Below are 23410 nucleotides of genomic sequence, written 5' to 3'. Positions count from 1 at the left end.
CTCAAAATTAACCAATGAAACTCAGAATGTCATCTCATATAAAAATCAGATAATTTTTATCTTAACCGAGAATAAATTGCATCTTAGAAACATTAACTAACGAGATTATGAAGTTTATTCCTTTTTACTTGATTTTTACTCTATTGATTTTTGTCCAAGCTTGTGGAAATAAGCAAGTGGAGGAAAATAAAACCCAAAGGGAACAGGTCATCGCTGTCCATGATGAGGTAATGCCCAAAATGGGCCAACTCAAATCCTTGGAAAAAGCAGCCCTTCAAAAAGCTGAGGAACTTCAAAACTCTGAGACTCCGGATCAGGCCAAAATCGACGAACTCAAAAATCTTGCCTCTCAACTCAACTTAGCCTATGAGGGGATGTTTGTGTGGATGAGACAATACAATACCGAAGATGGTGAGAAAACTCCCGAAGAAGTAAAAGTTTATCTCGACGAGCAGCTGGTCTTGGTGTCAAAGGTAAACGAAGACATCAAAGCGGCTTTGGCCAAGGCTGAGGTCCTGCTCAAAGATTGAATTGGCCTTAAAGTCCATCAGGCGCTTTTTTTAAATAATCTTCTACCTCGGAGGCAGAGATCACACCTTCATTCAACCCCCAAATATTATACAGGTAGGTAGAAATCTGCGCGATTTCCAAAGGTTTCAACTGAGGATTGGCAGGCATGGCTTGATTGTAGGTTTCTCCATTCACTACAATTTGGCCTTGTTGCCCATTTCGCATGATCCAGATTGAGCGATGAACACTCGCCTTGAAGTAATCCGAATTTCTCAATGGTGGGATTAATTTTCCGAGACCTCGCCCGTCTGGCTGATGGCAATTTCCACAGTAGTTTTCGTACAGCCGCTTACCATTGACTGCAAACTTCATCACTTCAGGGTCTGAGATCTGAGCCAAGGTGTTTTCTTCCGAACTCGCCTTGGGGCTGCATGCACCCAGGAATGTTAAAAGAAAAAGTAGGATTCCCAGTCTCATCACGGAGTCAGTATTTTTGGAATGTCATTGATCAAACGGTCCACCTGATCTGATTTGGTCCCATCATACACTCCACGGATACGGCCTTGCTGATCGATCAGTAAAAAGGCACCGCTATGCAAAAATCCTCCTGGCTCCATCTGATCCGCCATAGCCGTAGTCAGGTAGCTGGTTTGACCCATTTCAAAGATTTTCTCCTGATCTCCTGTCAGGAAATTCCAGGTTGAGGCATCTGTGATTCCCAGTTTTTCTGCATAATCCTTCAATACTTCCTGTGTATCATGAGTAGGATCTATCGAATGGCTCAGAATCTTAAAATCGGGATCTCCTTTGAATTTTTCATGAACTCGCAGCATCTCCTTTTTCATTACAGGACAGATGGTGGGACAGGTCGTGAAAAAGAAGTCAGCTACATAGACTTTTCCAGCTACATCAGCCTTGCTGATGGTGTCACCTACTTGATTGACAAATGAAAATTGGGCAATGGTATGATAAACCGTGTCCTGATTTTCATCCAAATATCGTTCCCCTAGGATAGGCAGCTCCAGATTGGAGGCTGCATTTTCTCCGGCTGGCTTGCAGGCCGCTGCCCAGATGAGTAGTAGTCCAAAGAGTAGTCCGGTAGTTTTCATGTTTTGGTTGATTTTGGATGAAGTGAAATTTCAGGTTGCTAAACGATCGTTTTTTTATTCCCTGCACTCCGAATTTCACTCACCTTTTTTAAGTCTATAATTCTTATAAAGCTTGATTCCCAGCATCAGCAATACTGCCAATCCAATCAATCCGGCAATTCCCCAAGCCATGCTTACGGTACTTTTTAAGACGATCAGGAATACTATAGCAAAAAGCAAAATCGTCGACACTTCGTTCCAAAGTCTCAGTTTGGTAGAGTTCCATCTTGCTTTTCCCTGTTGCAATTCTTTAAAAAGGACATGAGAAAATCCATGATAGAGGTAAAGCAAAAAGACAAAACCCAATTTGGCATGCATAAAACCCAACTGCATGTATCCCCATCGGTAGTAGAGTACCCATGCTCCAAAAATCAGAGTCAAGATCGCTGAAGGCCAAGTGATGATGTACCAAAGCCGACTGGCCATGAGGTCAAGTTGCGGCTTCAGAATATTGCGCTCAGCCTCCGGTTTTTCCAAAGCTTCCGTCTGGTAGATGAACAATCTCACGATGTAAAACAGTCCTGCAAACCAAGTGACTACGAAAATGATATGAAGTGCTTTGACGTACTCGAAACCCATTGTCAGAATTTTGGGCTAAATTAAGGGCTAAACCCCATAAACCCGCTAAAGTTTTTGAAAAGGAATAAGGTCATTCTCTATTTGATAGGAATTGTAGTGGGCATCGTCCTCTATCAGATCATCAGTGCCAGTTTTGCTCAGCCCGGCATGGAGCAGTGGGAAGGCAAATATGAAGAAATCGGCTACTACCGAAACGAAAACAATACCGGTCCGGTGGTGAGAGTCCTGGCAGTAAAGGTTTTGGATCAGGATGAAAGATGGATGAAGGCCTTCGCTGATTCACAGCCACACTCCAAATACGGCCGAACTCATGTGTTTTTCTTCTCTGAAGACCTATCCGGTAAAATCGAACTCAATCCAAAAGCCCCCTTCTTTCCGGAAGAGTTTCGGCCATTTTTGCTCGCAGAATTTGAAAAAACGCCCATGGGAGAAAGTCGGTTTTTGTATTTGAATCCATGAAAAAGAGACTAAGCCTTGAAGAATACGCAGCCGGAATTCGATCAGGCAACCGGGTGGTGCTAAGTCAAGCCATCACCTTGGTTGAAAGTGCCCTGGAGGCAGATCAGGCTTTAGCTTCTCAATTGGTTCAGGCAGTGTTGCCTCACACAGGTCAGTCCATTCGAATAGGCATCACAGGTGTGCCCGGAGTGGGAAAGAGTACGTTTATCGAGGCTTTTGGAAAAATGCTTTTGGACCTCGGGAAAAAAGTTGCAGTCCTGGCAGTAGACCCAAGCAGTCAATTGACTAAAGGAAGTATTCTGGGTGACAAGACAAGAATGGAGGATTTAGCTTTGGACAAGCGGGCATATATCCGGCCAAGTCCATCTGGTACTACCTTAGGGGGTGTCAGTGGCAAAACAAGGGAAGCCATGCTTCTTTGTGAAGCAGCTGGGTTTGATGTGATTTTGATCGAGACGGTAGGGGTGGGCCAAAGCGAAACTGCCGTAAAAAATATGGTGGATTTTTTCTTGCTGCTCATGCTCTCCGGTGCAGGCGATGAACTGCAGGGGATCAAAAAAGGAATTATGGAAATGGCAGATATGCTCGTTATTCACAAAGCTGACGGGGATAATCTTGAGGCTGCTCAAAAAGCAAAATCCAACTACCAAAATGCCCTTCATCTGTTTCAGGAAAACCTTAAAAACTGGTCTCCCAAGGTGGTATTAGCCTCATCAGTGTCGGGATTAGGATTGAATCAGATTTGGTCTTTGGTACTCGATTATGAAGAAAAGGTAAAATTCTCGGGATTTTGGGAGGCCATTCGGTCCGAACAGAGACTTGATTGGCTGGAGGATCAAGTTCAGGAATTGTTAGGAAGGGCATTTCTGAAGAATGCGCAGGTTCAGCAACTTTTGCGAGAAGAAAAGCCTAAAGTAAAATCAGGGGAACTTCACCCTGGAGTGCTTGCCCATCGATTGATGGATTTATTTTTGAATTGATTTCGCTGTATCATGAAATGCCCATGAGAAAATGCTTCTCACACAACTTGTCCCGAACTGGTTTCGGGAGGGGAATGATTATCCATGGCATTCCATGTGGCCTTTTATAATCAAATTATAAACACATGAAATCGAGCATGACTAAAAAGTTACACACTGGGATGATTATAAGTTTTGCGAGATTCCATGTGGCCTTTTAAAATCAAATTATAATCACATGAAATCGAGCATGACTAAAAAGTCACACACTGGGATGATTATAAGTTTTGCGAGATTCCATGTGGCCTTTTAAAATCAAATTATAATCACATGAAATGGATGTTAAGCGTGCTGGTCGTTGTTGCCTTTGGCTGTAAGGGAGTTACTCAATCTGAAAATTATGCCGAAGAAAAACTGACTTTTGGTCTTGACTCCTTGGTCCAGGAAACTTGTGTAGGTGAGGAATGCGCACGCTTAAGACTGATTTGGCCTGTGGCAAAGGGAGATCCCCATGCGGCACAGATTAATGAAGTGATTCAAGGTCAACTCTTGGGTTTTTCGCAAATAGGGGAGGATCCTGGAACCACTCTCGACTCTGCGGCCAATGATTTTTTCAGATCCTTCAAAGCATTCAAAAAAGAGTTTCCACAAAGCTTTGGTTCTTGGGAAATCGAAGTCAAAGGCAAACTTTCCTATGAATCTGATCGTGCGATTTCTATTTTTTTCGAACAGTATAATTACTTAGGTGGGGCTCATCCTAACAGTACGGTGGCTTTTTTGAATTTTGAAAAAAAATCGGGAAAATCCCTCAGTCCAGATCAATTAGTACTGGATCAGGCCAAGGTGACTCAACTTGCCGAACAAAAGTTTCGGCTTTTTCATGAGGTGCCGGAAGGGGTAAATTTGGTAGACGATGGTCGGTTTTTTCTGCCCGAAACAGGTTTTTTCTTGGCCAATGCCATGGGATTTAAGGATGGTAAATTTTGGATAATCTACGTTCCCTATGAGATTGGACCTTATGTCCTAGGTTATACCGAGATTGAATTTACCCAAGAGGAATTGGGTGATGCGGTAGCGTGGTGAGTTTATTTTTTAGGTTTGTTTTTCGGATTCTTACTGGTATGGAATACAGAATAGACAATGATTCTTTCTTGCAACACTTCAAATATTGTCTGGTAGGGGAATTTTGAAAGTAGTGCTTCTCTAAAAGGAGTCCTCTTTTCTGGGTATTTCAATGGATTTTCCAAAATGGTTTGGAATCGTTCTTCAAGATTTTCTAAAAAATAGATGCCCAAACCGGATTCTCTGGATTCATAAAAAGTAAATGCTTCCTTTATCTCAAATTTCGCTTCTTCTGTTATTTCAAGTTGAAAAAAGCATTTGGCTTATTTCTTTAGAAGCTCATTTTTAACTTCTTCCCAAGAAAAGAGCTTGGTATTATTAGTTAATGCATTTTCTCTTCTCTTCATTAATTCCGAATACAATTCATCAGAAATTGAAGACGCAGAAGGCCTTTGATCTAGCACAGATTTAATTTCCAATAGAATTTGCTCTTCCGAGACTTGAAGCAATTTTTCAATAAGCTCGAGTTTCAATTCATTTTCCATGATTGGTATCATTTTACTTAAGTTACACGAATTGCAATCAAATTAGGAAATCAATGTTTCACTTTTTCAATTTCAAGTGATTAGTGAAAATCTGAGCAATAAAGTTTTTAATTCAAATTTGAAATCAATAAGACCTCATCTTAAACTTTTTCTTCAGCTCATTGACCGCATTGCGGAAGTTGGCGTCGGTGTCAATCATGTCATTCACGGTCTGCACAGCATGGATTACCGTGCTGTGATCACGTCCGCCAAAATGGTATCCGATCGATTTGAGAGAATGCTGAGTGAATTCTTTTGAAAAATACATGGCTAACTGACGGGCAATCACAATCTCCTTTTTCCGGGTCTTTGCCTTCAATTCATCTGCATGGATGCCGTAATATTCAGACACTGACTTTTGGATAAAATCAATCCCAACCTCAGTTTCGATGTCCTTAATAAAGTTTTTGATCACCGTCTTAGCAAGTTCCAGGCTGATTTCCACCCGATTGAGGGATGCATGGGCGATAAGCGAAATCAGGATGCCTTCCAGCTCACGGACATTGGTATCTACGGAATAGGCCAAGTACTCCACCACGTCGTCTGGAATGAAAATACCCTCCGATTCCATTTTTCTGCGAATGATTGCCACACGGGTTTCGAAGTCCGGCATCTGCAAATCCGCAGTCAATCCCCACTTGAATCTCGAAAGCAGTCGTTCTTCCAATCCCTTCAAATCTCTTGGAGGGCAATCGGAAGTCATGATGATCTGCTTTTTATTTTGGTGCAGGTGATTGAAAATGTGGAAAAACATCTCTTGAGTCCGGTCTTTACCTGCCAAAAACTGAATGTCATCGATGATCAGGACATCCACTTGCATGTAAAAATTGGTGAAGCTTTTCACGTTGCCATCCTTGATGGAATCCATGAATTGGTTCACAAACTTTTCTGAGGACACGTACAAGACAAACTTGTCTTCAGGGCCATTTTTGATTTCGTTACCTATGGCTTGCACCAGGTGAGTCTTACCAAGTCCAACACCTCCATAGACCATCAAGGGATTGAATGAGGTGATACCAGGCTTGGTGGCCACTGCGAAACCCGCAGATCGGGCCAGTCGGTTACAATCGCCTTCGATGTAGGTACTGAACGTATAAGTCGGATTCAGATTGCTTTGAGTAAGCATATCCGCATCCAAGGATTGCATTTCAAATGGAGTTCTGACTTCGGTAGCGCTTGATGCAGGTTTTTTCGCTGCATTGTTTCCCTGAGGGTAGGATACTACATAGGGTTGATTGGAAGAGTTTCCTTTGTCGACCACGACCGCATACTCCAATCTTCCATTTGGCCCCAAGGTACTTTTGATAGCCAGTTTGAGGACCTGAACATAATTATCCTCCAACCACTCATAGAAAAACTGACTTGGAACCTGAATAGTCAAGCTCGAACCTTCTAGTTTGACTGGATTAATAGGTCTAAACCAGGTGGAAAAGCTCTGCTCATTGACGTGTTGTTCGATTACACGCAAGCATTCATTCCAAACTGCACTGGCTTCTGAACTCATTAGAAAAGGTTGGCTAACTCCTACTACCCTGGAAGGGCAAGGGCGTCAAATTTGTAGAAAATTAACTTAAATAAAAAATCCAAATTCCTTTGAAAAAGTGAATAATCAAATTTGATGATCAATAATATCTTGGATGTTTTGAAAAAGCCCAATTGGCTGAAATCTTCAATGGGATAAGTTAAAAATAGAGAGGAATTATTTGGATGAGATTGTAAATCATTGAGTTGAAATATAGCCGTTAATTCCTTTTTAGGGTTCTTCTTTCTTTTTATCAAAGGAATGGAAGGCTTTCAAACCACCGGGGAATGGTTAATTTTGGTTTTGATGTTTAGGATTTAATCCACCTCCCAATTATGACTGAAGATTTATTTCCGGAGTTTGACGCAGCTTCCAAATCTGATTGGATAGCTCAAGCTTCAAAGGAAATCAAAGGAAGAGATGTGAGTGCAACCCTGAGTTCCAAGCTTTGGGATACGCTTGTATTGAAACCGTTTTACACGCAGGAAGACTTGAGTAGCCCTATTGTTCAGCAGCGTTTTCACTCACCATCTGAAACGGTAGGCTTTCCTCCTAGGAGATGGCAAAACCTGGTCAGCGTGCTACCTGGAGATACCAATGCTCAAATTTTGAATGCGTTGGAAAACGGAGCCGAAGGACTCGTTTTGCACCTCAATGGATTTGAAGATTTATCAGAACTTTTGGAAGGGGTCTTACCTCAATACATTTCGATTTTTGTATTGCCTATGGGCAATCCTGTCGCTGCTCTAAAAACATTTTTGGAGTGGGCAGATGCGACAAGTGCATCTGCTGATTCAATAAGTGGAGGGATGCTTTGGACACCTTCTGATCTGAGTTTTGACCAGAGTGAATCGTTTGGGCTAGGGACCGAAATCCTCGCTGAACTCCTAGAAATGAGTGGTCCTTATTCAAGTTTTGCACCATTTTGTATCAAAACCTCCCGATATACAGAATCCGGAGGCAATCCGATTGAGGCACTTGGCTTAGGTTTGGGAGAGTTGATCGAGTTGATTGATTCTATGGATATAGACCCTAACGTGATTTTTTCAAAGATCTTTTTGGAAGCTTCAGTGGGGGAAAACCACTTTGGAGAAATTGTCCGGCTGAAAGCATTCCGAATGGCAATTTCACAACTTGCAAGCCTGTATGGCGTCGAACTGAAGGAAGAAGTTATGTCGCTTTTTTGTAAAACTGCGCAATGGTCTAAGTCTCTTTTGGACCCCAATACCAACCTAATCCGACAAACCTATGAGGCGATGTCAGCTGTACTCGGTGGAGCAAATTGGCTTTGGGTACAGCCGCTACAAGAAGAAGTTTGTTCCGAAATGGAGAGAAGAATTGCAAGAAATGTATCCTCTATTCTAAGGGAAGAAGCTTATCTGGACAAAGTCATGGACCCTGGGGCAGGAGCCTATTTCTTGGAAAATTTGAAAGAAGAAATCCTTCACAATTCAAAGGCGCAGCTCTCCAAAATAGAAGCTTTGGGCGGATGGTCAAAGGCTTTTCAAAAAGGGGAAATTCATGCTTCGATCAGGCAACAGCGTGAAAAAATTCTGAATGAAGTGCTTCAAAATCAGGTAACAAAGATCGGTGCAAACAAATATCCCCCACCGTCCACATCCTCCACAGAATTGGTGTGGGAGCCTTTTGAAGAAAAACTTCATGAACTCAATCCAATCCGTGCGACCTATTTGCTCGAACTTCAAATCCTAGCTGAATCATGAGACCTGATCTGAGTAAATGGACCACAGCAAGCAAGGCTTCTGAGCCCAATTCCACATCAGTTTGGGAGGCCCCTGAGCAAATTAGCATCCCGGATTTTTTTGATCCCAAAGCGATCAATTCGCTCAAGCAACTCCGTTTTTCTGCGGGGATCCCGCCGTTTCTCCGTGGGCCTTATGCATCCATGTATGTGCAGCGGCCTTGGACCATCCGTCAGTATGCAGGCTTTTCCACGGCCGAAGAATCGAATGCATTTTACCGTAGAAACCTGGCTGCAGGGCAAAAAGGGCTTTCGGTAGCTTTTGATTTGGCTACGCATCGTGGGTATGACTCTGATCACCCCCGAGTCCAAGGCGACGTGGGCAAAGCCGGTGTAGCGATCGATACCGTGGAGGACATGAAAATCCTTTTCGATCAGATACCTCTAGACGAAATGTCCGTCTCCATGACGATGAATGGAGCTGTCATTCCGGTTTTGGCATTTTACATCGTCGCAGCAGAGGAGCAGGGAGTAAAACCTGAGCAGCTCAGCGGCACGATTCAAAATGACATTCTGAAGGAATTTATGGTGCGGAATACCTACATCTATCCGCCCCAGCCTAGCATGCGGATCATTGGGGATATTTTTGAGTTTACTTCGAAGCACATGCCCAAATTCAACTCGATTTCCATCTCCGGTTATCACATGCAGGAGGCCGGAGCAACGGCGGATTTGGAATTGGCTTACACCTTAGCGGATGGATTGGAGTACCTGAGAACTGGGATAAAAGCCGGGCTTGATATCGATGATTTTGCACCGAGGTTGTCCTTTTTCTGGGCGATTGGGATGAACTACTTCATGGAAATCGCCAAGATGCGGGCCGGCCGATTGCTTTGGTCCAAGATCGTCAAGCAATTCAATCCCAAGGATTCCAAATCCCTCGCTTTGCGTACGCACTGTCAGACTTCCGGCTGGTCCTTGACGGAGCAAGATCCATTCAACAACGTGACCCGAACCGCCGTCGAAGCACTCGGGGCAGCCATGGGCCATACTCAGTCTCTCCACACCAATTCCCTTGATGAAGCGATCGCTTTGCCTACAGATTTCTCGGCTCGAATTGCCAGAAATACCCAGCTGGTTTTGCAAGAAGAAACCGGAATCACCCAAGTGGTGGATCCTTGGGGAGGTTCTTACTATGTCGAGTACTTGACGGATCAGCTAGCGCAAAGAGCTTGGTCACTGATTCAGGAAGTAGAGGAAATTGGCGGCATGGCCAAAGCCATCGAAGCCGGACTTCCCAAACTTAGAATCGAAGAGGCGGCAGCCAAAAAGCAAGCACGAATCGATAGTGGCAAAGACGTCATCGTGGGAGTCAACCGCTATCAAGTGGATGAGGCATCCCAAATCGAGGTGAGAGATGTCGATAATCAGGCCGTGAAACTTGCTCAGATCGCCAGACTCAATCAGGTAAAAGCTTCCCGAAATCAGCAAGAGGTGGATTTTTGCTTAGAAAAAATTGCGCAGGCAGCCCAAGCCGATACAGGCAATTTACTCGCTCTGGCTGTGGAGGCAGCTCGAAAAAGAGCTACTTTAGGAGAAATATCCGATGCGATGGAAAAAGCATTTGGCAGACACAAAGCCCAAACCAAGTCCATCTCAGGAGTCTATGCTTCAGAAGTGAAAAATCAGGAATCATTCAAAAAAGCCCAAGCGCTTTCCGACAGATTTGCAGAAATGGAAGGTCGACGTCCGCGCATTTTGATTGCCAAAATGGGGCAGGATGGGCACGACCGTGGGGCAAAAGTCATTGCTACCGGTTTTGCAGATTTGGGCTTTGATGTGGACATCGGGCCACTTTTTCAGACTCCTCAGGAAGTTGCCGAGCAAGCAGTGGAAAATGATGTCCATATTGTAGGCGCATCCTCACTTGCAGCTGGCCACAAAACCTTGATTCCTCAATTGATCCAAGCGCTTAAAGAACTCGGCCGTCCCGATATTATGGTGGTGGCAGGAGGGGTGATTCCGGCTAAGGATTATGAGTTTTTGGAAAAATCCGGAGTGGCTGCGGTCTTCGGTCCGGGGACGGTACTGTCAGAGGCTGCGACCAAGATTTTGGAAAAGTTGATGGCCGAATAAAAAATAACAGAGGCTGTCTCGATTAGTGACAGCCTCTTTTCTAAGATACTTCAATCAATCTTCACTAGCCTCACGGAAAGGCCATTAAAAGGACTGCTGAGTGCTTTTTAGAAAGCGAATTTGTTTTCAGCCAGGTTTCGATTAATCACGAGCCCTTCTTCTTCTTGAGTGATACTCCACCAATAACCCGAAAATCCCAAGCCATCATAATATCCATCTTCGTCAATCATCCCAAGAGGATATCCCTCAAAACCGCTTTCATTGGTTCCGTTGTTTTCCACCCAACCCTCGGCGCTTTTGAGTTTGGCGGTAGCAGCGGCGGGTCCGCCTAGGGCCTCAGCCAAAATATTCCAGTCCTCATCAGTGGGTACTCTCCAGCCATCCGGAGCGATTCCCCGCTCATCTGAGATTGCCAAGTAGTTGTAAAGCTTTCCGAAAAACTGCCCATTTTCCTCATCGAAGTCAATGTCCATTCTCGCAGGCATGAAAAACACGCCTCCCAAAGCCCATTCCTCTTCATCGTAAGCAGCAGGAATAGTATCTCCGTTTCGGAAGGTGATCACATTCAGGTTTTCCGCCATCCAAGTTTGATTACCGATTTTAACGGTTTTGTAGGTACGACCTTCGTGGTCGGTAACTTGGCTTTGCGCAAGAAAGGGAAGAAGAAATAGGGCAAGAAAAGTAGCTTTTCGCATCATGAGCTGGATTTTTACCAAATGTATCTATCCGCCTTTCGATGCGCTATACGCTTATTTCCGTATTTCTAGTGCTTGGTTTGATGAAAATCAAATCCTCATTTCCAAAAGCGCATAGCTCAGACTTTTTCCATGCGCGTCCATGGCCAAAGAGGTGGTGACCCCACTAGCCAAGGCGCTTTCGCAAGTGAAAAGCAAAGCCTTCAGCTCAGGGATTTCATGTCGGATGACACTTCCTTTGAGTTGATGGGCGAGGTGTTGTTTGATTTTTTCAGCCGTGACTCTTTCTACCAAAAGTTCATAGTTCTTTTCCTCCAAAGGAAAAAGGGAAAGCACCAACGTGTTTCCTTTGTCTCCGGCACGGCTGTGGGCGATATCGGAAAGTTTCTGACTCATGATTCAAAGACTTGAATGGTAGGGTGAATTTGGGTTCGATCCATCAAGATAGAAACTACGCCGATGATTTCATTCAGGAATTTTCTCGCTCCTCCTCCACCGGCAGGCCCGTTGGTGTAGAGGGCTTCCACTTCTTCTCCCACGAGTTGGGTGAAGGCCTGGTTCTTGGATTTTCCGGCAATTCGAAGTCTAACTTCATATGGAGCAGAACCTTGGGAAAGGCTTTCCCCATGCAGGGAACTCAGTCCGATGTAATCCACCCGAAACTCGTCAAATAAATTCCCGATCCGCTTTTGGATAATTTCTCCGGCAAGTTTTGCCCGCTCTACGGCATGAGCTCCCGCGTAGGAAATCTCCCCTTCTCCGATCCAGCCGGCTTGATAGCCCACGCTAACCTTGAGGGTTTCGGGTTTGGGTTTGCCGGTTCCTCCGGTGACTTTCAATTCATTTGGTCCGATTTCTTCCAAACGCACACTTCGAAAATCTGCCACCGTATCAGGCGTGAAGTAATTTCCCGGATCGAGAACTTCATACAGTAATTGCTCCTTGGCTGTCTGAGTGTTGATCAATCCGCCGGTTCCGTCCACTTTGGAAATAATTCCGCCCCCGCCCCGACTGACTTCTAGGATTGGATGCCCAAGGATGTGCATGTTCGGAACAGGCTTAGACACTGGGTCTGCGAAATATCCTCCGGTGATCTGTCCTGCGCACTCCATCAAGTGTCCAAGCACAGTTCCTTTGCCCATCAGGTCTGAATTTTCCTTTTCCCAACCCAATACGTGTACCATGGGTGCCAAAAAAAGCGAAGGATCTGCCACTCTTCCCGTCAGGATAATTTGCGCATCGGTGGCCAATGCCGGAAGAATGGCCTCCACGCCCAGGTAGGCATTGGCTGAAACTAGTTTGCCGTAGGAGTTCAGGGGTTGATTGCCTTCTAGGCTGAGCTCTTCTCCGCTGAGTCGCTCGAAGACATCATCCCCCAAAACGACCGCAATCTTTACCTTTAGCCCGAGTTTTTTGGCGATTTCCAGGATTTTTTTGGCTCCGGCGATGGGATTTGCTGCCCCCATATTGGTGATGAGTCGGGTTTTATGCTTGAGTAATAGTGGAAGCAAACCTTCGATTCTCCGTTCCAAGAGGACATCATATCCGGCATTGGGGTCTAGTTGTTTGCGCTTTTGTGCCAAAGCAATAGTTCGCTCGGCGAGGCATTCCAAGACCAGGTAATCCAGATTTCCCTTTTCCGTCAGGATCAACCCAGGCTCCAATCGGTCTCCTGAAAAGCCGGCCCCGCAACCGATTCTTATTTTTTCCTCCATGCTAAATCGAGATCACTCCAAGTAAAATAGAAACCAAAAGCATCACCAAAGTGACCAAAAACGCTAAGGGAATGGTCTTTTTTTGATGATCACCCAGCTCGACTCCAGCCAATCCCACCAATAAAAAAGTGGAGCCAGTCAGTGGACTTACCGGAAATCCGGTGGTCATTTGTCCCAAAATCGCAGCTTGCCCGACCTCTAAGCCACTTGCACCAAAGGTGGTGGCGGTAGTAGATAGCAGAGGCAAAATACCGAAATAGAAGGAATCGGGATCAAAAAGCATACTTGCAGGCATAGCCACCAATCCTGTCAAAAGTGGGAGTTGTCGGCCCAGTTGCTCAGGCAATAAGGTTTGAACGGTGGAAGCCATAGACTCCATCATACCGCTTCCTTTGAGAATACCGGTGAAGCATCCTGCTGCAAAGAGGATACTTGCCATCAGCATAGCTTCTTTGGCGTGAGCATCGATTCGATTTTTTTGCTCTGAGACTTTTGGGAAATTAATCAATAAAGCCAGCGCAAATGCTACCATAAATACTACGTAAGGTGGCGCCCAAGAAAGAATGATGCTGGTAATTGCAGCCAAGATTAGAATTACGTTGATCCAAAATAGTTTGGGGCGATGCAAGGGGGTTTCTGCTGTAGATAGGCTAGATACAGCGGATTGATTGAGGTTACCCAGTCTGTTTTTTTCACTTGTTCCAAGAAAAAAAGCAATCGCAAAAACACTTACCAAACCGGTCATCAGCGGAATAACCATGGGGTTAAACAGTTCTGTGACGGGTACATTCAATGCCGTAGCAGCGCGGATCGTCGGACCTCCCCAAGGCACCATATTCATAGTCCCTGCCGACAGCGCCACGATACAAGCAAGCGTAATCCGCCTCATTCCTATTTGATCATAGATCGGTGCCAAGGTAGGGATGACTACCAAAAAGGTCACCGCACCCGACCCATCCAGATGAATCAACATAGCCAAAACCGCCGTGGCTAAGGCGATTTTGATCGGGTCATTTCCAGCTATTTTTAGCAACCTGGAGATGATGGGTTGGAAGGTGCCAGCATCCAAAAGGATTCCAAAAAAGAGGATGGCGAAGACAAACATGACGCCTGTGGGAGCGATGGCTTGCAATCCTTCACCGATCATCGCAGGTAGTTCATTTGTTTTTCCAGCCAATATTCCTGTAAGAATAGGAACAAGCGTCAAAGCAATCACAGGAGATGCTTTTTTGGTGATGACCAAAAAGAGCAAGAGTAAAATTGTAAGTAGTCCTAGTAAGGCAAGCATGGGTTATCGGTTCAGGCTTTCCATAAATTTCATTTGCTCCCAGTTGGGCATGGCTCTGGTTTTCAGGTTGTATCCCAGCTCAATGACCAGTGGGTTTTCAGGATCAAAAATCGGCCATTCGGGAAGACCGGGTCCGTTGGGATTTCCGGTTTTCACAAAGTTGACCCAGTAGCTGGACATGTTTTTTTCCAAGTCATAATCCACCTGCTCAAAGGGTCTGTTCCAATTGCGGAGGGTATGCAGTGCATAGCTGAATTCGGCCGAATGGAAAGCTCCATAATTGGGTTCTCCTGGAGGTACTCGGGTGAAATAGTACACATAGGCATCATTTTGACCCTTTTCAGTCTGCATCTTTGCCCAGGTGTAATTTTGGAGCCCAAAAGCTAAAACACCAATAGTATTCAGCGTTTCTTCCAATTCAACTTCATTGCCTGCTGGGAAAAGTTGCAAGTATTCCCCGGCTCGTCCTCCGTATTGTTTTTTGGCGTTGGCTTTGAATTCGGCAGGAGTGGTGGCAGGATTTCCGGAGACCCGATCATGGGCATTCCAACCAGTCAGAAGAGGGACATCCGAAAAGGACCCATCTTCGAATGCTTGTCTTACACTGGGCAAGACTTTGCCATCTACTACGGGACCAAATCTCCCCGGGATTTTCAGCAGGCTGTCCGCCGGGAGCTTTCTAAGTTCTGCCAGTGAGATTCCGAGCGTGTCGGTGAGTTGTTTTCCTCGTTCTTCAGCGCCCTGGAGGCCTGAGACCAAACCCTTACCCCGATTAAACATTCCGCCACTTTGGGCGATGGCTTTGTGGAAAAGTCCTTTTGCTTTGGGAGAGACGACCAGAGCGTTGACGCTGAAAGCACCTGCAGATTGGCCTGCAATGGTAACATTGTCTGGATCGCCACCAAAAGCTGCGATGTTCTTTTTCACCCACTCCAAACCGGCAATCTGATCCAAGAGGCCATAATTTCCGGAAGTTTGATCGGGATTTTCAGCGCTAAGTTCCGGATGAGCCAAGAAACCCAACATCCCTACTCGGTAATTGAGTGCGACGACCACAATGCCTTTTTTCGCCAATTCTTCTCCGTCATAAAGCGGGACAGTGTTTCCACCCGAACTGAATCCTCCTCCATAAATCCAGACCATCACAGGAAGTTTTTCATCCGATTTTTCTGCAGCAGTCCAAATATTGAGGTAAAGACAGTCCTCCGAAATCGGTTCTTTTGGGATCAGAAATTCCTCCGACCAGGCAAAAAACGGCACGGGAGGATTTTGCATCGGGGCAGCGGGATTTTCGGTGCAGACTTTGGTGCCCTCCCAAGGCTGTACGGGTTGCGGGGCTTTCCATCGCAAGTCACCTACCGGAGGAGCGGCAAAAGGTATTCCTTTAAAAATTTTGACCTGTCCGCTGGAGTCGGTTTTTCCTGAAATGAGACCGCCTTCCACAGCCACGGACTGAATGGAGAGGTTGGTTTGTTTTTCACTTTTTCCGCAGGAGAAAAAAAGAAAGCCCATCGCAGCGATGAGCAGAAACGGGCTTTTGAGCATGGGTTAATTGGTTTTGAAGCTGTAGAGGTAGGGAGCTTTGTGGCTTTTGCCGGTGAAAAGCTTTTCATGACGGTCAAGGATGTCGAGGCTCAGCATTTTTCGCTGGAAACTGGTGCGACGGAGTTTTTGTCCTAAAATCGCTTCATATACCGATTGAAGTTCATTCATGGTAAACCGTTCCGGAAGGAGATTGCCTCCTATTAGCTTGCGGTCGAGATTTTCACGCAGGGTTTGCAGTGCTTTTTGGACGATTTTTCTGTGGTCAAGTATCAAATCAGGCAAATGCTCAATGTCATACCAGGTAATGGAATCCGAAAGAGAATCTGGTGTCAATGTGACTTTTTCGTGGTCAATCAATGCATAGTAGGCGATTGAAAAAAAGCGGTCTAGCATCCAATAATTATCCGGTACAGCATATCCGTTGGCTTCTAGGATGGTTTTCATCACCTCGGGCTGATATCTGCCAATATCCCCAAAGGTGTGGAACTGCTCCAGGTAGATTTCTTTAAGGCCGGTACGCTCAAAAAGCCCTCTTTTGACAGCATCCTCTAGGTTTTCAGTTCGTTCTACAAACCCCCCTGGTAGTGCGTGCCACCCCGTATCGTGGTATTCCATCAATAAGATTTTCAGTTTTCCCTTAGAAAAACCGAAGACTACTGAGTCGTATGCGATATGTGGGATGTATTGAGAGACTTCTGGAAGGGGCATAATGGAAGGTAATTCTGGTCTAAGTAAATAGGATTTTTCCGTAGAAGCAATTAACATTGTCTCACACTGAAACAATAGATCTATACGAATCGGAATTTATGAAAGTGTTTTTAATTGTCCTGTCTTTACTATCCTGCTGTACTTCAATGGTGTATGCCCAAAGCAATAACTTCATGGCTGTGCAAACTACCGTCAAGAACGGTGTCATAGAGGGGAACTACAATGTGACCAACGGGATTTCTACCTATTTTGGGATACCCTTTGCTAAGCCACCCGTTGGGGACTTACGTTGGAAAGCTCCGGTGCCTGCTGATAAGTGGTCAGGAATAAAAATTACCAAGAAATTCGGACCAAGACCTGTTCAGGGTCTGGTTTTTGGCGATATGAACTCCTGGTCAGACGGAGTTTCGGAGGATTGTCTGACTTTGAATGTCTGGACTCCGGCAAAAAGGAATTCTAAAGATTTACCGGTCCTGGTCTATTTCTATGGAGGTGGATTTGTGGCAGGAGACGCATCTGAACCGAGGTACAACGGGGAATCCATGGCCAAAGAAGGGGTGGTAGTTGTGACTGTAAATTACCGCTTGGGGATTTTCGGATTTTTAGCTCATCCTGAACTCAGCGCTGAGGCCCCCTACAAAACCTCCGGTAATTACGGGTTGCTTGATCAAGCATTAGCCTTGCAGTGGGTGAAAGACAATATTGCCGCTTTTGGTGGTAATCCCAATCAGGTAACCATTGCAGGTGAATCTGCAGGGTCGATTTCCGTTTCTTATCAGATGGCTTCTCCATTGTCTAAAAACCTGATTCATGGAGCAATCGGGGAAAGTGGTGCAGGGATCAACCCGACTTTAGCGCCAGTTTCCCTTAAAGAAGCTGAACAGACGGGGAAAGAATTTCTCGATAAAGCAGGTGTAAAATCCATCGCTGAAGCTAGAAAAATGTCTGCTAAAGATGTTTTTGAAATCTATCAGGAATCCGGACGATTTGGTTTTCCTGTGGTGATTGACGGATATCTTCTCCCAAAAACCCTTCCGGAAATTTTCAGGGCTGGCGAACAGGCTCAAGTTCCTTTATTGCTTGGCTGGAACTCCGCTGAAATCCCCGGAGCGGCATTTATGCAAGGTAAACCGTACACCAAGGAAGCATTCATAGAAAAGGTGATGGAAGCCTATCCGGCTCAGGCAGCCGAAGTGTTGGCATTGTATGCGCACGAGACCCCCGAGCAAGTAGAATATTCAGCTACCGATTTGGCATCGGACCGATTTATCGTGTATAGCACGTGGAAGTGGTTTGACCTTCATCGAAATCACAGTAAACAGCCAGTGTACCGGTATTTGTTCAGCAAACTATCCCCTCCTTTGGTGGATAAAAACCTGACAGCGGGTCTTGCAGGTGGCACTGTGAGAAGTGAAAATCCAGCTCCTGCACCGAAGCAGATCGGTGCCCGACATGCCGCTGAGATTGAATATGCTATGGGCAATCTGCACTTGGTGAAAGAATTTGCTTGGACTCCGGAGGATATGAAAGCATCCAAGACGATGTTTGACTACTTTACCAACTTTGTGAAAACAGGAAACCCTAATGGTGGCGAGAATCCTGCGTGGTCAGCAGCCCGGTCAGGTGATCAAAATCCTCCCGTGATGGTGATCGATACAGAGTCGAAGGAGGTGAAAGCTGCCCATGACGCCCGTCAACTATTTCATGACAAGTTTTATAAAAACGATAGATAACCGAAGTTGTGGTTCACCCCGAAAAGTAAAACAGATTTGAACTTAACACCGATTCTGTTTACCCTGAAAGGCCGGATACCCGGCCTTTCATCGTTTAGCAGGGGTGAGTTGATGCTTGAGGACCGACCGAAAAATGTGCTGCTCTAGAAATCCTCCTGTTGATTTGGCTTGGTACCAATTGACATAGCCTAGGTCTAAGCTGATTTTTGGAGAGATATCCATGGATAGATCCGCCGAAATTCGGTTTTGATCGAAGGTGATCCTTTCCATTCTCCCGCCTGCCATAGCCATTACTTCGTTTGCTAGTTTGAGCCTAAGAATTTTGGTCTCTGCGAATTTTGCAAGAGAGACAATCGCCTGAAGCCGGTAGCGGAACCTAGCCGCTGAATAATGAAACCCTTCCTGCAATTCAGTCACTGGAAAGTTGGTGTTTTGGAAAAACCGAAATTCTCCTCTCCATCTGTTTTCAATAGCTACCGAACCCAAGGATGATCTTAGGTTGACTTCCCCATGAGGACGAAGTTCAGGTTGGGTAAAGGAAAGATGGGTGTTGGAGCCTGGTTTGTGAAAAAGGAAAAGACTGCCACCAAAGCCCACGTTCATTTTTTGAGTTAGCTTTTTATGGAATCGCGTTCGGATCAGAAACTGACTTTGCTCGAGTGGATTGACCAGATGCCGTTCCATTATTTCGGTTTCTAGGAACCACCTGGGACCAAGGTCTGCTGAAAACGTATATCCATACCAAAGCAGCTGCTTGGTTTGGACTTGGCCAAGGGCGGAAATAGCCGAATTCCAACCTAGGAAGGTGATGAGGAGAAGGAGAGGGAACTTGGATTTCATGGATTTGTGACCCATGATAACTATTCCATCCCATAAAGAATGGTGACAAAAGTCTCACTTCCGCTTTTGAAGCTGATGCCTGAGGTTGATTTTTAGGATATCCTGTCGGAGAAATTCACCGGGTCTCACCTGCTGATGTAAAAAGATGTAACCCAATTCCAATTGAAGATAAGGTGAGATGGAATAGACCAAATCTCCGATCAGTCTATTTTGATCATACACCACAACACCAGTAGTGCCTCCTGACATGGCCATAAATTCATTGGAGAGTTTGGCCTGAAGGGATTTTTTTAAAGGAATGTTTATTTGAAAACGGTAGCGATACCTGAATCCACGAAAGAAAAATCCTTCTTCCAACTCTTCCTTGGGGGTTAATCGTTGGTAAAATCTTGCCTCTCCCCTGATTCGATGTTCCAAGCCAATACTGGAGAATTTGGTTTTGAAAGTAGCGTCGACGTGGGGCCTAGCTTCCGGCCAATTGAAATCATCGTTGACTGATGGACTCTCTCGATGATGAAAAAAGGTACTGAATCCTACAGAGGTATCCCAATTTTCCGACCAGCTTCGGTGAAACCGCGTTCGGACTAGAAATTGACTCTGCTGAAAAGGTCTGATCAGGTGGCGCTCCTGGATTTCGGTTACGTTAAACCATTTTTCGGACAGCGGAACGGTCAAAAAATATCCGTACCACATGACTTCTTGCCTTGAATTTTGTGCAAAAGAGTCGAGCGGTACGGATAGCGTTAAGCAAAGAAAAAGGATAAACAGTGGCCTCATGGTCAGAAATGGAAGCCAAAATTATCCAGTTCCCTATAAAATCTATAGGAAATAAATTTTTTAATTTAGAAAAACAGGCTTTCCCCCCTCACAGCTAACTGCACGGGGAGCAACTACCAGCATACAGTCTGAAACCACGTTGTTTCGTTGGTTAAATGCTTTTTGCTGTACGGTAAACCGATCCACCAAATCCAGAAATTCTCTTTCCACGCTTTGGTGGTAAGCGATGTACCGCATCGGTCCTCCACAGGCTTTGCTGCCCATGGGGGTAAATTTCCATTCGGCGGAATTGGTACAGGCTACTGATTCTGAAAGTGCGACGATTTCTTTTTCAAGTTCAATCAAACCTAGGTCAGTGCTTGGAATTTCAGAATCTTCGCAGCTGAAACTGGCGGTAAGTAGAAAAAGGAATACCCAAAACATGTTTTTCATAGGAATAGATTTTTGATCTTGATACGGAACTTGCCACAAAAGTGCTACTTCCTTTCGAAAATTTTTCTTCCGTCTACTAGGGTGATATCTACTTTTGTCTGATGAATTTCCATAGAGGGGATCGCAAAAATATCCTGAGAAAATACGATCAGATCAGCCAAATAGCCGGGTTTAAGCAGGCCTTTGTTACCTTCTTCAAAAGAAGAAAAAGCCCCTGCTTGGGTGTAGGCCTTCATCGCTTCGTAAATGCTGATTTTCTCCTGCACCACCCAGCCTTCTTGGGGAAAGCCTGAAGGGTCGCGTCGGTTTACCGCTACATGTATTCCCCGGATAGGGTCTAAACTGATGCAGGCAGGCCAGTCCGAGCTAAACACGAGTTTTGCACCATTTTGCAACATCGAGTTCCATGCGAAAGACCAGGGTAGCCGTTCCTCACCAATAGCTTTTGCCCACACGCCAACGGTGGCAGGATCTGCATGGATGGGTTCCATGCTGGCCAAAATCCCACCTTTGGCAAATCGTGGTAAATCCTCCGGAGCAATGGTCTCAATGTGCTCAATCCGATGTCTTCGATCTCGGGCTGGATTGCTGGATTCGGCCTTTTCATAAGCCGTCAATACTTCTCGTACACCCCGGTCACCGATGGCGTGGGTGTAGAGGCGAAAGCGCCTTTTATCCAATTCGCTAACCAATTCCTGAAACCGATCGGTAGACATATTGACCATTCCCAGTGCCAACTCATGCTCGGGCAGAAGGTCTGTATAGTGCTCAAGCATGGCTGCGGTGTGGGATTCGATGACGCCATCGATCATAAATTTGATGGCGTCTGCGCGGATCCATGGATTGGCAGTGCCGATGCTGTCTTTCAAAAAGGTAAATCGCTCGAGATCCTCCGGGGTACTGTTTTCTCCAACTGAAAACGCCGCTGCATAGCGCAAGGTCAATTCATTGGAAGAAAGCAATTTTTGATAAAGCTTCAGCTCCTCTTCGCTTCCGCTCGCATTTTGGATACTCGTGATTCCCAAAGAAGCAGCGAGTCTCATTCCTTTTCGGAGTGCGTCAAGTTGGTCTGCTTTGCTAGGTGCGGGAACCCATTTTCCCACCAAATCCATCGCGTCTTCTTTGAGCGCGCCGGTTGGGTTGCCTTGGTCATCTTTTACCACTTCTCCAAAACCTTCAAAAACGGTGGAGGAAGTAATGCCTGCAAGTTCCAGTGCTTTGGGATTGGCATAGGCGCTATGACCATCATAGGCTTTGATGAAAATCGGTTTGTCCAGATCAAGCGCCTTCATGGTAGTATGGTCAGGCAGTCCAGATTCGAAATAGGTGTATTGCCAGCCTCTGCCGGTGATCCATTCTTTATCGGGGTTGTTTTGGATGAAATCAGAGGTGATCGAAATTACTTCCTCCAGGGATTTAGTAGCCAGCAAATCCACTTGAGTCAGTCCCATGGAACCACTCAGGAAATGGATATGGGCGTCATTGAACCCCGCAGTGACCAGCTTGCCTTGGAGATCTATGATCTCTGTCTGTGCCCCTGCCAGTGCCAGGATGCTGTTGGAATCCCCGATTTGAGTGATGGTGTTTCCGGTGATAGCTATTGCTTCGACAAAGGAAGTTTCATTTTCACCTGTCCAGATTTTGCCGTTGGTGAGGATGATCGTTGGTGCAGGATCTTGGGTACAATTCCAAAAGAGGAGACTGATCAAAAGGAACAGAAAGGTTTTTCTCATGCGGAAAGGTAGGGGGATTAGGTTGATCTTTTCAAAAACCAAAAGGTGACCTCCTCTTTGGGGTCTACCCATTGCTGATAGGTCTCAAAGCCATAGCGTTCGTAGATTTTTCGGTTTCGCTCCACAGAAGTTTCGGTGTAAATGGGGAGTCCTGATTTTCGAGCAAGATTGAAAATCCCGTTTTTAAGTTCAAAGGCTGCTTCTCCTGCATCCGGAAGTGCCGCGAAAAACCAGAAGTAGTAGTAGTTGCCATCAGCTGGTCGCTGTTTTTTCCGGTAGGCTTCCCTGGCTAATATTGATGGTAAGCGAGTAAGTCTGATGAAGCGAATAGCAAAGCGGAGTTCTAGAAGAAATTCCTTCAGAGAAAACCCTCCTTCATTGAACCGATAGCAAAGCGCAACCGCTTTTTCATTGGAGGAAATCCAGACTCCATTTCGGCGAAAGCATTTTAGGAAAGCAAATTCTGCCAGACTTTGGATTCCTGCTCGTTTGTCTTTTCCAGGGGCTATTAATGAAAGTACCGCTGGATTGTTGGCAAACATGGTGGTCATCACTCGGACGACCAATTCTCGGTCTTTAGGTTGGGCAAGTCTCACGGCTATTTTTCAGGGTCAGTAGAAAGGTAAAAAAAGTCAGGATCGAAAGGAAATCGGCAAAGAATCGGTCAGATTCGCCGGAATATTGACTTGGTATTTTAGGCTGAGTTCACACTTTGAATATTTCAAGATTCAAAATGAAAATCATGTTAACATGAATAATTCCATGAGGATTAGATTTTCACCGCGATTTCTAGGCTGGTTGACCGGCGCAATGGCTAGTAATTGGGCGGTATTGTGATGGTTATTTAGTTTGTTTTAGATTTTTATTTTTTCAAAAACAAAAAAAAAACCACCCGTCTCCAGGTGGTCTTTCCTTCTTATATCTAAATGTCTTTTGTCTATAGTCTAGTTTCTTACACTACATCTTCCCCTCTCAGCTTCACTACGGCACCTTCGAGGATGTCTCCGATTCGGATTTGGCAGGCAAGTCGGGAACTCGGAAAGTATTCCGGTAGGTTTTCGAGCTGATCGAGCTCCACGTCGGTAGCATCTCCTAATCCGTCTTTTCCCTCCAAAATTTCCACATGACAGGTAGCACAAAGTGCCATTCCGCCACAAGTGGCTAAGACCGGATATTCCGAAGCCTTCAGAATTTCCATGAGGCTCAAGCCCATGTCTGCAGGGGCTTCTACTTCTTGGCGATTGCCGTCGTGGTCTTCTACGGTAAATTTGATCATGGCTGGT

Annotated in this window: 25 protein-coding genes; 7 read left to right on the top strand and 18 right to left on the bottom strand. The window is 45.4% G+C overall.

The genetic code is table 11. The features are described 5' to 3' along the window. Positions 1-107 precede the first annotated feature (107 nt). A complete protein-coding gene (locus ACFPIK_RS10640) occupies positions 108-530 on the top strand; it encodes a hypothetical protein (RefSeq protein WP_377915035.1) in 423 nt (140 codons plus the stop codon). 7 nt (positions 531-537) lie between these two features. On the opposite strand, the gene ACFPIK_RS10635 is transcribed toward ACFPIK_RS10640, so the two are convergent. From ACFPIK_RS10635 to ACFPIK_RS10625, 3 genes are all read right to left on the bottom strand, one after another. Next, complete coding sequence (locus ACFPIK_RS10635) at positions 538-987, bottom strand: c-type cytochrome (protein WP_377915033.1); 450 nt, start codon at positions 985-987, stop codon at positions 538-540. Continuing rightward, positions 987-1619, bottom strand: a complete 633-nt coding sequence (locus ACFPIK_RS10630; RefSeq protein WP_377915031.1) for an SCO family protein — start codon at positions 1617-1619, stop codon at positions 987-989. The genes ACFPIK_RS10635 and ACFPIK_RS10630 overlap by 1 nt, the downstream gene beginning before the upstream one ends. Before the next feature lie 75 nt (positions 1620-1694). Continuing rightward, positions 1695-2237 carry a CopD family protein gene (locus ACFPIK_RS10625; protein WP_377915029.1) on the bottom strand — a complete coding sequence of 181 codons (543 nt, stop codon included), beginning with the start codon at positions 2235-2237 and terminating at the stop codon, positions 1695-1697. Between the two features lie 54 nt (positions 2238-2291). Here ACFPIK_RS10625 and ACFPIK_RS10620 point away from each other — a divergent pair, with 54 nt between their 5' ends. From ACFPIK_RS10620 to ACFPIK_RS10610, 3 genes are all read left to right on the top strand, one after another. Next, positions 2292-2696 carry a hypothetical protein gene (locus tag ACFPIK_RS10620; RefSeq protein WP_377915027.1) on the top strand — a complete coding sequence of 135 codons (405 nt, stop codon included), beginning with the start codon at positions 2292-2294 and terminating at the stop codon, positions 2694-2696. Beyond that, the gene (meaB, locus tag ACFPIK_RS10615; RefSeq protein ID WP_377915025.1) at positions 2693-3676 is read left to right on the top strand and encodes a methylmalonyl Co-A mutase-associated GTPase MeaB; all 984 of its coding nucleotides are present in this window, start codon (positions 2693-2695) and stop codon (positions 3674-3676) included. The genes ACFPIK_RS10620 and meaB overlap by 4 nt, the downstream gene beginning before the upstream one ends. Positions 3677-3985: 309 nt before the next feature. Continuing rightward, a complete protein-coding gene (locus ACFPIK_RS10610; RefSeq protein WP_377915023.1) occupies positions 3986-4738 on the top strand; it encodes a PdaC/SigV domain-containing protein in 753 nt (250 codons plus the stop codon). A 2-nt stretch (positions 4739-4740) separates the two neighbouring features. Here ACFPIK_RS10610 and ACFPIK_RS10605 read toward each other — a convergent pair whose 3' ends face one another. From ACFPIK_RS10605 to dnaA, 3 genes are all read right to left on the bottom strand, one after another. Further along, positions 4741-5016 (bottom strand): type II toxin-antitoxin system RelE/ParE family toxin, encoded by a 276-nt coding sequence (locus ACFPIK_RS10605; RefSeq protein WP_377915173.1) that lies wholly within the window; start codon positions 5014-5016, stop codon positions 4741-4743. A 24-nt stretch (positions 5017-5040) separates the two neighbouring features. Continuing rightward, entirely contained in the window at positions 5041-5262 is a 222-nt protein-coding gene (locus ACFPIK_RS10600; protein WP_377915021.1) for a hypothetical protein, read from the bottom strand. 124 nt (positions 5263-5386) lie between these two features. Continuing rightward, positions 5387-6805, bottom strand: a complete 1419-nt coding sequence (gene dnaA / locus ACFPIK_RS10595) for a chromosomal replication initiator protein DnaA (RefSeq protein ID WP_377915019.1) — start codon at positions 6803-6805, stop codon at positions 5387-5389. A 353-nt stretch (positions 6806-7158) separates the two neighbouring features. On the opposite strand from dnaA, the gene ACFPIK_RS10590 reads away from it, so the two are divergent. Together ACFPIK_RS10590 and scpA are read left to right on the top strand one after the other, a co-directional pair. After that, positions 7159-8547 (top strand): methylmalonyl-CoA mutase family protein, encoded by a 1389-nt coding sequence (locus ACFPIK_RS10590; RefSeq protein ID WP_377915017.1) that lies wholly within the window; start codon positions 7159-7161, stop codon positions 8545-8547. Continuing rightward, entirely contained in the window at positions 8544-10661 is a 2118-nt protein-coding gene (gene scpA, locus ACFPIK_RS10585; RefSeq protein ID WP_377915015.1) for a methylmalonyl-CoA mutase, read from the top strand. Before ACFPIK_RS10590 ends, scpA begins: the two co-directional genes overlap by 4 nt. Before the next feature lie 107 nt (positions 10662-10768). On the opposite strand, the gene ACFPIK_RS10580 is transcribed toward scpA, so the two are convergent. The 6 genes from ACFPIK_RS10580 to ACFPIK_RS10555 form a co-directional block, all read right to left on the bottom strand. Then, positions 10769-11359 (bottom strand): fibrobacter succinogenes major paralogous domain-containing protein, encoded by a 591-nt coding sequence (locus ACFPIK_RS10580; RefSeq protein WP_377915013.1) that lies wholly within the window; start codon positions 11357-11359, stop codon positions 10769-10771. 87 nt (positions 11360-11446) lie between these two features. After that, entirely contained in the window at positions 11447-11752 is a 306-nt protein-coding gene (locus tag ACFPIK_RS10575) for an AtuA-related protein (protein ID WP_377915011.1), read from the bottom strand. Beyond that, complete coding sequence (locus tag ACFPIK_RS10570) at positions 11749-13071, bottom strand: acyclic terpene utilization AtuA family protein (protein WP_377915009.1); 1323 nt, start codon at positions 13069-13071, stop codon at positions 11749-11751. Before ACFPIK_RS10570 ends, ACFPIK_RS10575 begins: the two co-directional genes overlap by 4 nt. Before the next feature lies 1 nt (position 13072). Then, positions 13073-14359: a CitMHS family transporter gene (locus tag ACFPIK_RS10565; protein ID WP_377915007.1), complete on the bottom strand. Its 1287-nt coding sequence runs from the start codon at positions 14357-14359 to the stop codon at positions 13073-13075. A 3-nt stretch (positions 14360-14362) separates the two neighbouring features. After that, a complete protein-coding gene (locus ACFPIK_RS10560) occupies positions 14363-15904 on the bottom strand; it encodes a carboxylesterase/lipase family protein (RefSeq protein ID WP_377915005.1) in 1542 nt (513 codons plus the stop codon). Positions 15905-15907: 3 nt separating this feature from the next. After that, positions 15908-16612 carry an NUDIX hydrolase gene (locus tag ACFPIK_RS10555; protein WP_377915003.1) on the bottom strand — a complete coding sequence of 235 codons (705 nt, stop codon included), beginning with the start codon at positions 16610-16612 and terminating at the stop codon, positions 15908-15910. Positions 16613-16710: 98 nt separating this feature from the next. On the opposite strand from ACFPIK_RS10555, the gene ACFPIK_RS10550 reads away from it, so the two are divergent. Continuing rightward, complete coding sequence (locus tag ACFPIK_RS10550; RefSeq protein WP_377915001.1) at positions 16711-18345, top strand: carboxylesterase/lipase family protein; 1635 nt, start codon at positions 16711-16713, stop codon at positions 18343-18345. Between the two features lie 87 nt (positions 18346-18432). On the opposite strand, the gene ACFPIK_RS10545 is transcribed toward ACFPIK_RS10550, so the two are convergent. The 6 genes from ACFPIK_RS10545 to ACFPIK_RS10520 all read right to left on the bottom strand — a co-directional run bounded on the left by ACFPIK_RS10545 (position 18433) and on the right by ACFPIK_RS10520 (position 23403). Continuing rightward, on the bottom strand, positions 18433-19185 hold the full coding sequence (locus ACFPIK_RS10545; protein WP_377914999.1) for a DUF2490 domain-containing protein: 753 nt from the start codon (positions 19183-19185) through the stop codon (positions 18433-18435). A gap of 54 nt (positions 19186-19239) precedes the next feature. Then, entirely contained in the window at positions 19240-19962 is a 723-nt protein-coding gene (locus ACFPIK_RS10540) for a DUF2490 domain-containing protein (protein WP_377914997.1), read from the bottom strand. A gap of 60 nt (positions 19963-20022) precedes the next feature. After that, positions 20023-20394, bottom strand: coding sequence for a hypothetical protein (locus tag ACFPIK_RS10535; RefSeq protein WP_377914995.1), 372 nt, complete (start codon positions 20392-20394; stop codon positions 20023-20025). A gap of 44 nt (positions 20395-20438) precedes the next feature. Further along, positions 20439-22127, bottom strand: coding sequence for an amidohydrolase (locus ACFPIK_RS10530; protein WP_377914993.1), 1689 nt, complete (start codon positions 22125-22127; stop codon positions 20439-20441). A 17-nt stretch (positions 22128-22144) separates the two neighbouring features. Beyond that, the gene (locus tag ACFPIK_RS10525; protein ID WP_377914991.1) at positions 22145-22723 is read right to left on the bottom strand and encodes a hypothetical protein; all 579 of its coding nucleotides are present in this window, start codon (positions 22721-22723) and stop codon (positions 22145-22147) included. 356 nt (positions 22724-23079) lie between these two features. Further along, the gene (locus ACFPIK_RS10520; RefSeq protein WP_377914989.1) at positions 23080-23403 is read right to left on the bottom strand and encodes a 2Fe-2S iron-sulfur cluster-binding protein; all 324 of its coding nucleotides are present in this window, start codon (positions 23401-23403) and stop codon (positions 23080-23082) included. Positions 23404-23410 lie beyond the last annotated feature (7 nt).

The organism is Algoriphagus aquatilis (assembly GCF_042657405.1).
GTDB classification, from domain to species: domain Bacteria; phylum Bacteroidota; class Bacteroidia; order Cytophagales; family Cyclobacteriaceae; genus Algoriphagus; species Algoriphagus aquatilis.
This window is presented reverse-complemented; position numbering and strand designations above follow the sequence as displayed.

Bases quoted from the DNA above. Each gene is read 5' to 3' on its own strand.
- ACFPIK_RS10610 (WP_377915023.1), top strand. From the start codon at position 3,986: ATGAAATGGATGTTAAGCGTGCTGGTCGTTGTTGCCTTTGGCTGTAAG.
- ACFPIK_RS10545 (WP_377914999.1), bottom strand. From the start codon at position 19,185: ATGAAATCCAAGTTCCCTCTCCTTCTCCTCATCACCTTCCTAGGTTGG.
- ACFPIK_RS10640 (WP_377915035.1), top strand. From the start codon at position 108: ATGAAGTTTATTCCTTTTTACTTGATTTTTACTCTATTGATTTTTGTC.
- ACFPIK_RS10520 (WP_377914989.1), bottom strand. From the start codon at position 23,403: ATGATCAAATTTACCGTAGAAGACCACGACGGCAATCGCCAAGAAGTA.
- ACFPIK_RS10630 (WP_377915031.1), bottom strand. From the start codon at position 1,619: ATGAAAACTACCGGACTACTCTTTGGACTACTACTCATCTGGGCAGCG.
- ACFPIK_RS10635 (WP_377915033.1), bottom strand. From the start codon at position 987: ATGAGACTGGGAATCCTACTTTTTCTTTTAACATTCCTGGGTGCATGC.
- ACFPIK_RS10540 (WP_377914997.1), bottom strand. From the start codon at position 19,962: ATGAGGCCACTGTTTATCCTTTTTCTTTGCTTAACGCTATCCGTACCG.
- ACFPIK_RS10555 (WP_377915003.1), bottom strand. From the start codon at position 16,612: ATGCCCCTTCCAGAAGTCTCTCAATACATCCCACATATCGCATACGAC.
- ACFPIK_RS10535 (WP_377914995.1), bottom strand. From the start codon at position 20,394: ATGAAAAACATGTTTTGGGTATTCCTTTTTCTACTTACCGCCAGTTTC.
- ACFPIK_RS10575 (WP_377915011.1), bottom strand. From the start codon at position 11,752: ATGAGTCAGAAACTTTCCGATATCGCCCACAGCCGTGCCGGAGACAAA.
- ACFPIK_RS10560 (WP_377915005.1), bottom strand. From the start codon at position 15,904: ATGCTCAAAAGCCCGTTTCTGCTCATCGCTGCGATGGGCTTTCTTTTT.
- ACFPIK_RS10580 (WP_377915013.1), bottom strand. From the start codon at position 11,359: ATGATGCGAAAAGCTACTTTTCTTGCCCTATTTCTTCTTCCCTTTCTT.
- ACFPIK_RS10530 (WP_377914993.1), bottom strand. From the start codon at position 22,127: ATGAGAAAAACCTTTCTGTTCCTTTTGATCAGTCTCCTCTTTTGGAAT.
- ACFPIK_RS10600 (WP_377915021.1), bottom strand. From the start codon at position 5,262: ATGGAAAATGAATTGAAACTCGAGCTTATTGAAAAATTGCTTCAAGTC.
- ACFPIK_RS10565 (WP_377915007.1), bottom strand. From the start codon at position 14,359: ATGCTTGCCTTACTAGGACTACTTACAATTTTACTCTTGCTCTTTTTG.
- ACFPIK_RS10570 (WP_377915009.1), bottom strand. From the start codon at position 13,071: ATGGAGGAAAAAATAAGAATCGGTTGCGGGGCCGGCTTTTCAGGAGAC.
- dnaA (WP_377915019.1), bottom strand. From the start codon at position 6,805: ATGAGTTCAGAAGCCAGTGCAGTTTGGAATGAATGCTTGCGTGTAATC.
- ACFPIK_RS10625 (WP_377915029.1), bottom strand. From the start codon at position 2,237: ATGGGTTTCGAGTACGTCAAAGCACTTCATATCATTTTCGTAGTCACT.
- ACFPIK_RS10550 (WP_377915001.1), top strand. From the start codon at position 16,711: ATGAAAGTGTTTTTAATTGTCCTGTCTTTACTATCCTGCTGTACTTCA.
- ACFPIK_RS10590 (WP_377915017.1), top strand. From the start codon at position 7,159: ATGACTGAAGATTTATTTCCGGAGTTTGACGCAGCTTCCAAATCTGAT.
- meaB (WP_377915025.1), top strand. From the start codon at position 2,693: ATGAAAAAGAGACTAAGCCTTGAAGAATACGCAGCCGGAATTCGATCA.
- scpA (WP_377915015.1), top strand. From the start codon at position 8,544: ATGAGACCTGATCTGAGTAAATGGACCACAGCAAGCAAGGCTTCTGAG.